This is a genomic window from Streptomyces sp. NPDC089424 (assembly GCF_044749345.1).
GTDB lineage: Bacteria > Actinomycetota > Actinomycetes > Streptomycetales > Streptomycetaceae > Streptomyces.
Window position 1 is genome coordinate 277,861 of sequence record NZ_JBIVHU010000010.1, and the last position, 12,019, is coordinate 289,879.

15 protein-coding genes, 1 tRNA gene and 1 riboswitch are annotated in these 12,019 nt (G+C 70.6%); of the genes, 5 read left to right on the top strand and 11 right to left on the bottom strand.

The genetic code is table 11. The annotated features are described in order from the left end of the window. Positions 1-59: 59 nt before the first annotated feature. Genes ACIP2X_RS34125 through ACIP2X_RS34140 form a run of 4 tightly spaced genes read right to left on the bottom strand, consistent with a single transcriptional unit; the run spans position 60 to position 3,505 of the window. Entirely contained in the window at positions 60-788 is a 729-nt protein-coding gene (locus tag ACIP2X_RS34125) for a DUF1707 domain-containing protein (RefSeq protein WP_401680936.1), read from the bottom strand. A gap of 50 nt (positions 789-838) precedes the next feature. Then, positions 839-1,855 carry an ATP-binding cassette domain-containing protein gene (locus ACIP2X_RS34130; protein WP_401680939.1) on the bottom strand — a complete coding sequence of 339 codons (1,017 nt, stop codon included), beginning with the start codon at positions 1,853-1,855 and terminating at the stop codon, positions 839-841. A gap of 17 nt (positions 1,856-1,872) precedes the next feature. Continuing rightward, positions 1,873-2,712, bottom strand: a complete 840-nt coding sequence (locus ACIP2X_RS34135; RefSeq protein ID WP_401680942.1) for an ABC transporter permease — start codon at positions 2,710-2,712, stop codon at positions 1,873-1,875. Beyond that, positions 2,705-3,505 carry an ABC transporter permease gene (locus ACIP2X_RS34140; protein ID WP_401680945.1) on the bottom strand — a complete coding sequence of 267 codons (801 nt, stop codon included), beginning with the start codon at positions 3,503-3,505 and terminating at the stop codon, positions 2,705-2,707. The genes ACIP2X_RS34135 and ACIP2X_RS34140 overlap by 8 nt, the downstream gene beginning before the upstream one ends. 186 nt (positions 3,506-3,691) lie before the next feature. Here ACIP2X_RS34140 and ACIP2X_RS34145 point away from each other — a divergent pair, with 186 nt between their 5' ends. Further along, a complete protein-coding gene (locus ACIP2X_RS34145; protein WP_401680948.1) occupies positions 3,692-6,070 on the top strand; it encodes a transglycosylase domain-containing protein in 2,379 nt (792 codons plus the stop codon). 24 nt (positions 6,071-6,094) lie between these two features. Here the strand turns inward: ACIP2X_RS34145 and ACIP2X_RS34150 are convergent, their stop codons facing one another. The 3 genes from ACIP2X_RS34150 to ACIP2X_RS34160 all read right to left on the bottom strand — a co-directional run bounded on the left by ACIP2X_RS34150 (position 6,095) and on the right by ACIP2X_RS34160 (position 7,340). Next, the gene (locus ACIP2X_RS34150) at positions 6,095-6,415 is read right to left on the bottom strand and encodes a DMT family transporter (protein ID WP_401680951.1); all 321 of its coding nucleotides are present in this window, start codon (positions 6,413-6,415) and stop codon (positions 6,095-6,097) included. Between the two features lie 35 nt (positions 6,416-6,450). Beyond that, positions 6,451-6,514: riboswitch (guanidine-III (ykkC-III) riboswitch) on the bottom strand. Positions 6,515-6,611: 97 nt separating this feature from the next. After that, positions 6,612-6,914: a co-chaperone GroES gene (locus tag ACIP2X_RS34155; protein ID WP_258021436.1), complete on the bottom strand. Its 303-nt coding sequence runs from the start codon at positions 6,912-6,914 to the stop codon at positions 6,612-6,614. A 96-nt stretch (positions 6,915-7,010) separates the two neighbouring features. Beyond that, the gene (locus tag ACIP2X_RS34160; RefSeq protein WP_401680954.1) at positions 7,011-7,340 is read right to left on the bottom strand and encodes a DUF3618 domain-containing protein; all 330 of its coding nucleotides are present in this window, start codon (positions 7,338-7,340) and stop codon (positions 7,011-7,013) included. 93 nt (positions 7,341-7,433) lie between these two features. On the opposite strand from ACIP2X_RS34160, the gene bcp reads away from it, so the two are divergent. The 4 genes from bcp (at position 7,434) to ACIP2X_RS34180 (ending at position 9,449) form a co-directional block, all read left to right on the top strand. After that, positions 7,434-7,901: a thioredoxin-dependent thiol peroxidase gene (gene bcp, locus ACIP2X_RS34165; RefSeq protein WP_401680957.1), complete on the top strand. Its 468-nt coding sequence runs from the start codon at positions 7,434-7,436 to the stop codon at positions 7,899-7,901. A gap of 140 nt (positions 7,902-8,041) precedes the next feature. Beyond that, positions 8,042-8,695, top strand: coding sequence for an HNH endonuclease signature motif containing protein (locus ACIP2X_RS34170; protein ID WP_401680960.1), 654 nt, complete (start codon positions 8,042-8,044; stop codon positions 8,693-8,695). After that, positions 8,692-9,366: an HNH endonuclease gene (locus tag ACIP2X_RS34175; protein ID WP_401680963.1), complete on the top strand. Its 675-nt coding sequence runs from the start codon at positions 8,692-8,694 to the stop codon at positions 9,364-9,366. Before ACIP2X_RS34170 ends, ACIP2X_RS34175 begins: the two co-directional genes overlap by 4 nt. Then, positions 9,366-9,449 (top strand) — tRNA-Leu (locus tag ACIP2X_RS34180). The genes ACIP2X_RS34175 and ACIP2X_RS34180 overlap by 1 nt, the downstream gene beginning before the upstream one ends. 42 nt (positions 9,450-9,491) lie before the next feature. Here ACIP2X_RS34180 and rdgB read toward each other — a convergent pair. The 4 genes from rdgB to ACIP2X_RS34200 form a co-directional block, all read right to left on the bottom strand. After that, positions 9,492-10,094, bottom strand: a complete 603-nt coding sequence (rdgB, locus tag ACIP2X_RS34185) for an RdgB/HAM1 family non-canonical purine NTP pyrophosphatase (protein ID WP_401680966.1) — start codon at positions 10,092-10,094, stop codon at positions 9,492-9,494. Positions 10,095-10,140: 46 nt separating this feature from the next. Continuing rightward, the gene (locus ACIP2X_RS34190) at positions 10,141-10,542 is read right to left on the bottom strand and encodes a hypothetical protein (RefSeq protein ID WP_401680969.1); all 402 of its coding nucleotides are present in this window, start codon (positions 10,540-10,542) and stop codon (positions 10,141-10,143) included. Between the two features lie 327 nt (positions 10,543-10,869). After that, a complete protein-coding gene (gene rph / locus ACIP2X_RS34195; RefSeq protein ID WP_401680972.1) occupies positions 10,870-11,607 on the bottom strand; it encodes a ribonuclease PH in 738 nt (245 codons plus the stop codon). 95 nt (positions 11,608-11,702) lie between these two features. Then, positions 11,703-11,936 carry a glucose PTS transporter subunit EIIB gene (locus tag ACIP2X_RS34200; RefSeq protein WP_393104696.1) on the bottom strand — a complete coding sequence of 78 codons (234 nt, stop codon included), beginning with the start codon at positions 11,934-11,936 and terminating at the stop codon, positions 11,703-11,705. Positions 11,937-12,019 lie beyond the last annotated feature (83 nt).

Sequence of the window (12,019 nt, forward strand, 5' to 3'; positions counted from 1 at the left end):
GCCAAGGTGCGTACCCCGGGCGTGGGTGCAGAGTGGGGGGCCTCGGGTGGGGGTGTGGGTCAGTCCGTGTCTCTGCGGCGTTGGTCGTGGCCCCAGCCGTGGCCCTCGTCGCCGTGGCCCAGCGTCCGTCGGTCGCCGCCCTCGACGTCCCGCCGCTCGCCGCCGCGGCGCACCCGTACCTGCTTGCGCTCGATGCCGACCCCGCCCCAGAAGGCGAACCCGGAGACGATCACGCGCGGGGCGCCCGGGTCGCCCGGCACCCCGTCCTCACGGCTGTCGAAGCCGCCCATGATCCCGATGCCGCGGACGACGACCTCGACGCCGGGAGGCACGACGATGCTCACGCCGCCCATGATGGCCACGCAGTTGATCTCGACCTCGCGGTCGGCGAACAGCGCGTCACGCAGGTCGAGTTCCCCGCCGCCCCAGAACGTGAAGCAGGTGAACCGCTTCGGCACGGTCCAGCGCCCCTTGCGCTGGAACCCGGACATCACGGCGACGCCGCCCGTCGAGGATCCCCGGCCCCCGGTGATCCGCCCGGCCCAACCCCCGCGCGCCGCAGGCTCCTTGACCATCGAGACCGCCGGTCCCGGCGCCGCGCCCCCGGCGGGCAGGTCCCGCGTGATGGGGGCCAGCTCGCCGTAGGTCCGGGCCTGGTAGGTCGCGTCGAGGCGTTCCTCGAACTCCGTCATGTCCAGCCGCCCCTCCGCGAGGGCGTCCCGCAGGACCTCGGCGACTCGCTCGCGATCGGCGTCGGAGGCTCGCAGCTCCGGGGCATCGTCGGTCATGGGCAGCAGCCTACGTTTTCCACGGTCCCGGCACTACGCGCTGCCGGGACTCAGCCGCGCCGGGACTCCGCGACGTCCCCCGTCGCCCGCAGCATCCGCGCGATCACCGCCTCGATGTCCGGCTCCCGCACCGAGAGGTCCACCAGCGGATACTCCGCCGCGATCCGTGCCACCAGCGGCGCCGCCGACTCCGCCGCCGGGAAGGCCAGCCACTGCCGGGGCCCCTCCACGCGGACGACCCGCGCCGGTGCCGGCGCCTCGATCGGCGGCAGTTCCCGCTCCAGGTCGACGACGAGGGTGCGCTCGCTCTCCCCCGCCTCGTGCAGCCCGGCGAGCCCGCCGTCGTACACCAGGTGCCCGTGGTCGATGACCATCACCCGGGAGCAGAGCTGCTCGATGTCCTGGAGGTCGTGGGTGGTGAGCAGCACCGTCGTGCCGCGCTCGGCGTTCAGTTCGCGCAGGAACTGCCGCACCCTGGCCTTGGAGATGACGTCCAGACCGATGGTCGGCTCGTCGAGGTAGAGCACCTCGGGATCGTGCAGCAGCGCCGCGGCGATGTCCCCGCGCATCCGCTGGCCCAGCGAGAGCTGCCGTACCGGCACGTCCAGCAGATCGGCCAGCTCCAGGAGTTCGACGCAGCGTTCGAGGTTGGCGCGGTAGCGGGCGTCGGGGATCCGGTACATGCGGTGCATCAGCCGGTACGAGTCGATCAGCGGAAGATCCCACCACAGCGTCGTGCGCTGACCGAAGACCACCCCTATCCGGTGCGCCAGCCGGGTCCGCTCACGGGACGGGTCGATGCCCGCGACCCGCACCCGCCCCCCGCTCGGGGTGAGGATGCCGGTCAGCATCTTGATCGTGGTCGACTTCCCGGCGCCGTTCGGCCCGATGTAGCCGACCATCTCGCCGCGCGCCACCCGGAACGAGATCGCGTCGACGGCCCGCACCTGCCTCCGCTCCCGCTTCAAAAAGCCGGCCTTCGTGCGCACCTCGAAGACCTTCTCGACCCGGTCGACCTCGATGAACCCCTCGGCGCCCGTGGCGTCCGCTCCGTCTGCCTCTGTCACCCTCACCGTCACCGGCCCTAACTCCCTGTGCTCCGATACGACTTGAGTCCGGCCCGCCAGGCCAGCCCCGCGAGCGCGCAGCACGCCGCCGCCACCAGCGGCGGTGCGAAGGCCACCCACTCGGGCAGGTCCAGCGGGTAGGGCCGCCCCAGGATGTGGCTCGCGGGCAGCCAGTTGACGAAGGCCAGCGGCAGCACGAAGGTCACCCCGCGCACCAGTTCCTTGCCGAAGACGGTCGGCGGGTACTGGAGCAGCGTCGTGCCGCCGTAGGTGAACGCGTTCTGCACCTCGGAGGCGTCCTGCGCCACGAACTGGAAGGCGGCGCCCCCGACGAACACCGCGCAGAAGATCGCCGCCCCGCTGAGCAGCATCATCGGCATCAGCAGCACCTTCAGCGGCGTCCAGTCGACGTCGAGCGCGACCAGCGCGTAGCCGAGGACCAGCGCGCCCTGGACGACCCGGCCGAGACGGCGCAGCCCGAACCGGTCGGCGGCGACCTGCGCGAGGACCGGCGCCGGACGCACCAGCAGCGTGTCCAGCGTGCCGTCGCGCACCCGGCGGCCGAGCCGCTCCATCGACCCGATGGACAGATCGGCCAGCCCGAAGGCGACACCGGTCAGGCCGTACAGGAAGGCGATCTCGGGCAGGGTCCAGCCGCCGAGCTCGTCGACCCGGGAGAACATCAGCAGGATGGCGACGAAGTCGAGGCCGGTCGCCGCGAAGTTGCCGAGGGCGGTCACGGCGAACGACGTCCGGTAGGCCATGGTGGACCTGATCCACATGGCGACGATCAGCCCGTACGCGCGCAGTCCTTCGGCGACCCGGCCGGACCACCGCAGCTGCCCCCTGTCACCCACCCTGCACCACCACCCGCCGGGTGGCCGCCGACTCCATCAGCCGTCCGACCGCCAGCAGCGCCACCGCCCACGCGCCCTGGAAGAGGAAGGTGCCGAGCGGATCGGCCCGGCCGAGCAGGACGTCCGCCGGCGCCTGGAGCAGCGACGACCACGGCAGCACCCGGACGATCTCGCCGAGCAGACCGGGGAAGACGTTCAGGGGCAGCAGCATGCCCGAGCAGAAATAGCCAAGCAGCCAGGTCATCTGGGACACGCCGGTGCCGTCGAGCAGCCAGAACGCGCTCAGCGCCACCAGGTACCGCAGCCCGAAGCTGACGACCATCCCGAGCAGCACCGCGACCAGACAGGCCCCCCAGGTCACCGGGTCCGAGGGCAGCGCGACGTCGAAGGCCAGCGCCCCGAACGCGAACGGCAGCACCCCGCGCCCCAGCAGCTGGAAGAAGGCCCGGCCCAAGTCAGCCGCCAGCCACCACAGTTGCAGATCGACCGGGCGGTGGAGATCGATCGCCACATCACCCGTACGGATGCGTTCCATCAGTTCGTTCTCGAAGCCGCCGCCCCCGATCGCGAGGGTCGACAGCAGCGCCTGGCCGAGCCACACGTAGGTGACGGCCTGTGCCTGGTCGTACCCGCCGAGCTGCGGTCTCTCGTCCCACAGGGCGAGATAGGCGTAGACGAGGATGAGCCCGAAGACCGTGTTGGTGAACACCCCGGCGGCCGTGGCCGCCCGATAGGTCGCGTACCGTCGGAAATTCCCCACCGCGACGGCCGCGTACAACCGTCCCGTGCCCACACCGAACCACCGTCCCCGACGAGCCGACACCGAAGCGCAGGAGCCTAGTACGCGGCGCAGGACGCCTGCCAGGCATTTTCCGGGCGGGACACGTGCCCGGATCCGGGAACGGAACGGCCGGTACGAGAGTCTTCAGAGGGGGGCGCAGATGACGTACGAGGAAACACACAGGAGTCCGTGCACGACATGAGTGACGAGCCGCAGCCTCAGCAGCCGAACCAGGGCGGGCCCGGGGACGGGGAGACCGGGCGTCCCAAGCACACCGGCTGGCGCCGGATCCTCCCGACCTGGCGCATGCTGCTGGGCACCTTCGTCATCGGCGTCCTGCTGCTGATCGGCCTGTTCTACCTCGGCTACTCGATGGTCAAGATCCCCTCCGCGAACGCGCTGGCGACCAAGCAGAGCAACGTCTACCTCTACGCGGACGGCTCGCAGCTCGCCCGGGACGGCGAGGTCAACCGGGAGAACGTGGACCTCCCCCAGATCTCCAAGGACGCGCAGCACGCCGTGCTGGCCGCCGAGGACCGCGACTTCTACTCCGAGTCCGCGATCGACCCCAAGGCCATGGTGCGCGCGGGCTGGAACACGGTCACCGGCAAGGGCAAGCAGTCGGGCTCCACGATCACCCAGCAGTACGTGAAGAACTACTACCTGGCCCAGGAACAGACGGTCACCCGGAAGGTCAAGGAGTTCTTCATCTCGATCAAGCTCGATCGGGAGAAGAGCAAGAACGACATCCTGGAGGGCTACCTCAACACCAGCTACTTCGGCCGCAACGCCTACGGCATCCAGGCCGCCGCCCAGGCCTACTACGGCATGGACGCCACCGACCTCGACGCGGCCCGCGGCGCCTATCTCGCCGCACTGCTGAACGCGCCCAGCGAGTACGACGTCGTCGCCCACCCGGAGAGCCGGCCCGCGGCCCAGGCCCGCTGGAACTACGTCCTGGACGGCATGGTCAAGGAGGGCTGGCTCACCCGCTCCGAGCGGGCCGGCCTGAAGTTCCCGATGCCCAAGGAGGCAACCGTCTCGACCGGGATGTCCGGGCAGCGCGGCTACGTCGTCGACGCGATCAAGCAGTACCTCGTCGAGCACGACGTCGTCGACGCCGAATCCCTCGAAGCGGGCGGCTACCGCATCACCACCACGCTGCAGAAGCCGCGCCAGGACGCCTTCGTGAAGGCCGTCGACGACAAGCTGATGTCCAAGCTGGACAAGGAGAACCGCGAGGTCGACAACTACGTCCGCGCGGGCGGCGCCGCCGTCGACCCGAGGACGGGCAAGGTCGTCGCGATGTACGGCGGCATCGACTACGTGAAGCAGTACACCAACGGCGCCACCCGCCGGGACTTCCAGGTCGGCTCCATCTTCAAGCCCCTGGTGTTCACCTCGGCCGTCGAGAACGGCTCGATCACCCAGCAGGGCACCCGCATCACGCCCAACACGTTCTACGACGGCACCAACAAGCGCCCCGTGCAGGGCTGGAACGGCGCCTACGCGCCGGAGAACGAGGACCAGGTCTCCTACGGCGACCTCACGGTCCGCGAGGCCACCGACAAGTCCGTGAACGCGGTGTACGCGCAGATGGCCGTCGACGTCGGCCCCGACAAGGTCATGCGCACCGCGGTCGACCTCGGCCTGCCCTCCAGCACACCGGAACTCGGCCCGTACCCGTCGATCGCGCTCGGCGTCGCCCAGGCGAGCGTCCTCGACATGGCCGAGGCGTACGCGACGCTCGCCAACCACGGCGAGCACGGCACGTACACCCTGATCGAGAAGATCACCCGAGGCGGCTCCGAGGTCGAGATGCCCGAGCGGCACACCACCCAGGCCGTCAGCCGCGAGGCCGCCGACACCACGACGTCGGTCCTGCGGAGCGTCGTCGACAACGGCACCGCCACCGCCGCGCAGGCCGCCGGCCGTCCGGCGGCCGGAAAGACGGGCACCGCGGAGGAGGACCAGGCGGCCTGGTTCGCGGGCTACACCCCCGAGCTGGCCACGGTCGTCGCCGTGATGGGCCAGGACCCGAAGACGGCCGCCCACAAGTCGCTGTACGGCGCGATCGGCCTGGAGCGCGTCAACGGCGGCGGACCGCCCGCCGAGATCTGGGCCCAGTTCACCAAGGACGCCCTGGAAGGCACCCCGGTCACCGACTTCGACCTACGGCTCCAGGAGGGCGCCGACGTCGTCCTCACGCCCCCGGCCCCGCCCACCCGCGAGGAGAACACCGGCGACCCCAGCCAGGAGGACCCGACCGGCACCGGCGACCCGCAGATCCCGGGCACGGCGCAGGGCGGCGCGACCGACGGCGGGACGACGGGCGACGGCGGCACGACGACCGGCGGCACGCCCACGGACGGCGGGGTCACCGGCGGGGAGTCCGACGGCGGGGCCACCACCGACGGGGGCACCACCGGCGACGGCGGCACGGCGGACGGCGGCGCGAGCACCGGCGGGGACCCCACGACGGCGGGCCCGACCACCGGCGGCCTCCAGGGCGGCACCACCGACGGCACGACGACCGTGGGCACGACGACGGGAGCACTGGGCCCCCGCCGACTGTGAACCCGGTCCGACCCGCTCCGGCCCTTAGTGACCGGAGGTCGCCTTCAGGCCGACGACGGCGACCAGCAGCAGACAGACGAAGAAGATCCGGGCGGCGGTGACGGGCTCGCCCAGCACCACCATGCCGAGCACCGCCGCCCCGGCCGCCCCGATCCCGACCCACACGCCGTAGGCGGTACCGATGGGCAGGGACTTCGCGGCGTACGAGAGCAGCAGCATGCTGGTGACGATGCCGGCGCCGGTGAGCAGACTCGGGACGAGCCGGGTGAAGCCGTCGGTGTACTTCATCCCGATCGACCAGCCGACTTCGAGCAGGCCGGCGACGATCAGCAGAACCCAGGCCATGACAGGCACCTCCGGGAGACAGGCGGACTGACGGGGGTGCGTCGTCTTTGCCTTCTACCCGGTACGGCGCGTCTCGTCGGGTGCCTCTCCAAGGTAGCAAAGCGCCGGCAGCCGCAGGGCGGTCGGCCACGGGCAGAGAAAAAGGGCTGGTGACCATGGTCACCAGCCCTTTCGTGCCGCTCGCCGGGACAGACGCCTACAGATACAGCCCCGTGGAGTCCTCGGACCCCTCGAACCGGTCGGCGGCCACCGCGTGCAGGTCACGCTCGCGCATCAGGACGTACGCGACACCGCGCACCTCCACCTCGGCGCGGTCCTCCGGGTCGTACAGGACCCGGTCGCCCGGCTCCACGGCCCGTACGTTCTGCCCCACCGCCACGACCTCCGCCCACGCCAGCCGGCGGCCCACGGCCGCCGTGGCGGGGATCAGGATGCCGCCGCCGGAACGCCGCTCGCCCTCACTGGTGTCCTGCCGCACGAGCACGCGGTCGTGGAGCATCCGGATGGGCAGCTTGTCGGGATGGGTGCTGTCGTTTCTGTTGCCGCTCACGTCCTTGAACCTACCTGCATCCGGGGAATTCGTACGCCGGTGGGGTCAGCGCCTGCGGCGCCGGGTACCGAGCGCGAGCAGCCCGACGACGCCGACGGCGACGAGCGCCACGGGCAGCACGCGGGCCATCCGGGGCGAGCCGTCCTCGTCCACGAACTGCCGCCTGACGTCGCTCACCGCCCGGTTGACCTGAACGTAGGCTCGTCCAAGGGTGTGATCGACATTCGAGACGACCTTCGCCTTGGCGTCCCCGACGATGGTCTTCGGGTGCACCCGCACACCGATCTCGTCGAGGGTCTCGGCCAGCACGTCGCGGCGGCGCCTGATGTCCGCCTCGATCTGCGCCGGGGTTCTGGTGTCCGACGATTCCGCCACCGTACGGCCTCCGAAGTCTGCTGATGCTGTTCCGGACAGTCTGTCAGTTCCCTGGGCGACCGCACTGTCAGGACCCCCGGTTACGCTGGATCGATGAGCGAACGACTCCAGCCCGGGGACGTGGCCCCCGCCTTCACCCTGCCCGACGCCGACGGTCACGAGGTGTCCCTCGCGGACCACAAGGGCCGCAAGGTCATCGTCTACTTCTACCCCGCGGCGCTGACGCCAGGCTGCACCAAGCAGGCCTGCGACTTCACGGACAACCTCGACGTGCTGGCCGGCGCCGGCTACGACGTCATCGGCATCTCGCCGGACAAGCCCGAGAAGCTCGCGAAGTTCCGCGAGCAGGAGTCCCTGAAGGTCACCCTGCTCGCCGACCCCGACAAGCAGGTCCTGGAGTCCTACGGCGCCTTCGGCGAGAAGAAGCTCTACGGCAAGACGGTCGTCGGCGTCATCCGCTCCACGGTGATCGTCGACGAGGAGGGCAAGGTCGAACGCGCCCTCTACAACGTCAAGGCCACAGGCCACGTAGCCAAAATCATCAAGGACCTGGGCGTCTGACCCCACGCTCCCGTCCCCCTGCGGCCCGCACCGGTGATATCCGGCACGGGCCGCTTCCCTTTGCCCGGCGTGACTGTCGGATGAGCGGTTCGTTACTCCGTGCGAACAGGGAACTCAGGACCGTGAACGGAGGGGGTCCGATGCCGACCAGCAGGTACACCAGGCAACGACTGGAGGCCGCGGCCCAGGGAGCGCGGACGTTCTCGGAGGCGCTGACACGGTTGGGGGTGGATCCCAGGAGTTCGACGCGAGGCTACATCCGGCAGCGGATGCGGAGATTGGGCGTGGACACCTCGCACTTAGAACGGGAGGGCGTCAAGTGGACCCGGGAGGTCCTTGCAGAGGCGGTGTCGGCCTCGGCGAGTACGTACGAGGTGCTCCGTCGTCTCGGGCTCGAGCTCGTCGGCGGCCACCACGCCCACATCAGCCGACGGATCAAGGCGTACGGCATCGACACGTCACACTTCCAAGCTCCGCCACGGCGTACGGGAGGCCGTCGGCCGCGTACCCCGGAAGCCGTACTCATCGCGCAGCCGGAAGGTACGGCCCGCCGCATCCCGAGCAGCAGGCTCAAAAGGGCAATGTCCGCCATGGGTGTCGAGGAACGGTGCGCTCTGTGCGGAGGGGGGCCCACGTGGCTGGGCGAGCCGCTCGCGCTGGAGGTCGATCATGTCGACGGCGACTGGCGTAACAACGAACTCGGCAACCTCCGGCTGCTGTGCCCCAACTGCCATGCGACGACGGACGGCTACCGGGGCCGTGGCAAGGGACGCATCCGCGGTGGTGTCTTGTGAGCAGCGCCCTTCGGTACTCCCGGGAGAGGCTCGCGGAAGCCGCGGCGCAATGCTCCGACATCGACGAGGTCATCACCTTCCTCGACACCCGTCCCTACGGAAATCTCCGGCGCTATCTGATGGGGCGGTTCGCCCACTTCGGCATCGACGTCTCGCATTTCCGGCCCGTCGGCAGACCCAGGCGGCCCACCCCGATCGAATTGCGTACGGCAGTGGCCGGGGCGGTCTCCATGGCGGAGGTGCTGCGACGTCTGGGGCGTCCGGACAACAGCAGGCAACGCGCCGGTCTGAGGACATGGATCGAGGAGGAGCGCATCCTGACCGCCCACTTCCTGGGGCAGGCACACCAGCAAGGAAGGCGGGCCCCCAACAGTCGGCGCCCCGAAGAGGTCCTGGTACGTCACAAGGGCGAGCACCGGGTTCAGAGTTCCCGCCTGCGCCGTGCGCTGTGTGAGGTGGGGATACCGGAGAGGTGCTCCAGGTGCGGAGTGGGACCCGAGTGGTGCGGGCGACCCATGACTCTGGAAGTCGATCACATCAACGGGGACTGGCGGGACAACCGACGGGAGAACCTGCGCTTGCTGTGTCCCAACTGCCACGCCATCACGAGCACCTGGTGCAGGGGAGGCAAAGGACGGGCGAAGGGTCCCGCTACGATGACACATGGCTAGCGGCGGTGGCGCAACGGCGACGCAGCAGACTTAGGATCTGTGGCCCCTGACAGGGCTTGAGGGTTCGAATCCCTTCCGCCGCACACAAAGGGGGCTGCCCTGTCGGGCGGCCCCCTGCTGCGTGGTCAGCCGAGTAGTTCCCGTACCGCTGGGACCAGTGCGCGGAAGGCCTTGCCTCGGTGGCTGATGGCGTTCTTCTCGTCGGGGCTCAGTTCCGCGCAGGTGCGGGTCTCGCCCTCGGGCTGGAGGATCGGGTCGTAGCCGAAGCCGTGGGTGCCGATCGGCTCGTGGCGCAGTACGCCCGTCAGCCGGCCCTCGACCACGCGTTCCGTGCCGTCCGGCAGGGCGAGCGCCGCCGCGCAGGCGAAGTGGGCGCCGCGGTGCTCCTCGGCGATGTCGGACAGCTGGGCCAGCAGGAGTTCGAGGTTGGCGCGGTCGTCGCCGTGCCGGCCGGACCAGCGGGCCGAGAAGATGCCCGGCGCGCCGCCGAGGACGTCGACGCACAGGCCCGAGTCGTCGGCGACCGCGGGCAGGCCGGTGGCCTGGGCGAGGGCGTGCGCCTTGAGCAGGGCGTTCTCGGCGAAGGTCACGCCCGTTTCCCGGACGTCGGGGATGTCGGGGTAGGCGTCCGCGCCGACGAGGTCGTGCGGCAGACCTGCGTCGGCGAGGATCGCCTTCAGCTCGGTGATCTTTCCGGGGTTGCGGGTGGCGAGGATCAAGCGGGTCATGCCCTCAGTATCCAGGCCCCGGTGTCCCGGCTCGCCCGCGCGCGGGTTACGGGGTGCAGACCTTGGTCAGCTCGCCGGCCGCGTCCGTGATCGGGCTGATGTCGGGGGTCTCGTCGCCGTTCTCCACGGAGGTGCGGACGTTGTCGACGGCCTGCTGGAGGTCGTCGACCGCCTTGTTGACGTCGGCGTTGTCGGTCTTGTCGCCGATCTCGCCGAGGTTCTGCTCGATGGAGTCGAGGGACTCCGCGAGCTGTGTCGGGTCGTTGGCGGCGCTCTCGACGGCCTGCTGGAGATCCGTGACGCTGTCGGCGATGGCGTCGGCGGTCTGGACGCAGTCGAGTGCCTTGCTCACGGCGTCGCAGCCGGTGGTGAGCCCGGCGGTCAGCACGACGGCCGCCAAGGTGGCGGCGACGGCTGCGGTACGGCGTCGGCGGCGGCTCTCGGCCATGGAAACGGTCCCTCCCTCGGATCGGGCCCCACGGGCCCGGCTGCTGGCCGGGCGCACAGGGATGAGCCGTGCGCCCGTACCTCATGAGACGCGGCCGCGCGCGGGACGGTTGCCCGCACCGACCACAGCTTTTTGTGCGCCCTTTACCTTCCTGGCGCCGCGCGGGCAGAGCATTCCGCGCGCCGCGCAGGCGGCTCCTCCCCCGACCGGCGGGGACGGAGCCCGGCCCACCCGGCGGCGGGAGCCTCCCGCGACCCGCGGCGCGGCGAAACCCTGTCCCGACCCGCGTGGGCGGCGGACCCCGCCCCGACCCCCGTGGGCGGTGTCCTACTTTTCGGTGGTCGTCGTCAGCGCGGCCCGCTGCAGGGCGGAGAGTTCGGTGCAGCCGGCCACCGCGAGGTCGAGGAGCGCGTTGAGCTCCTCGCGGGCGAACGGCTCGGCCTCGGCGGTGCCCTGGACCTCGACGAAGCGTCCGTCGCCGGTGCAGACGACGTTCATGTCGGTCTCGGCGCGCACGTCCTCCTCGTAACAGAGGTCGAGCAGCGGGACGCCGCCGACGATGCCGACGGACACCGCGCTGACGGTGCCGGTCAGGGGCTGGCGGCCGGCCCGGATCAGCTTCTTGCCCTGGGCCCAGGTGACGGCGTCGGCCAGGGCGACGTACGCGCCGGTGATGGCGGCGGTGCGGGTGCCGCCGTCGGCCTGGAGGACGTCGCAGTCGAGGACGATGGTGTTCTCGCCGAGCGCCTTGTAGTCGATGACCGCGCGCAGGGAGCGGCCGATGAGGCGGGAGATCTCGTGCGTACGGCCGCCGATCCTGCCCTTGACCGACTCGCGGTCGCCCCGGGTGTTGGTGGAGCGGGGCAGCATCGCGTATTCCGCGGTGACCCAGCCCTCTCCGCTGCCCTTGCGCCAGCGCGGCACGCCCTCCGTCACGGAGGCGGTGCAGAAGACCTTGGTGTCGCCGAAGGAGACGAGGACGGAGCCCTCGGCGTGCTTGCTCCAGCCACGTTCGATGGTGACCGGGCGGAGCTGTTCGGGGGTGCGGCCGTCGATGCGAGACATGGGTCGAGCCTAGCCCCCCGTCACCGCTGCTCGGACCCGCATGCGGAAGGGGCCCTTCCCGGTATGGGAAGGGCCCCTTCCGGAGCCGGCCAGGGTCACATCATGTCTTCGATGTCCGCGGCGAGGGGGTCGGCGTCGGTGCCGATGACGACCTGGATGGCGGTGCCCATCTTCACGACGCCGTGGGCGCCGGCGCCCTTGAGGGCGGCGTCGTCGACCAGCGCGGGGTCGGACACCTCCACCCGCAGCCGCGTGATGCAGCCTTCGACCTCTTCGATGTTGTCGATGCCGCCGAGCCCGGCAACGATCTTCTCAGCCTTGCTGGCCATGTCCTTCTCCCTGATCCGACCTGGTCCGATGCGCTTTTTCGCAGTAACCCACAGTTGGCCCAGCTTCGCGAGCGGTCATGACC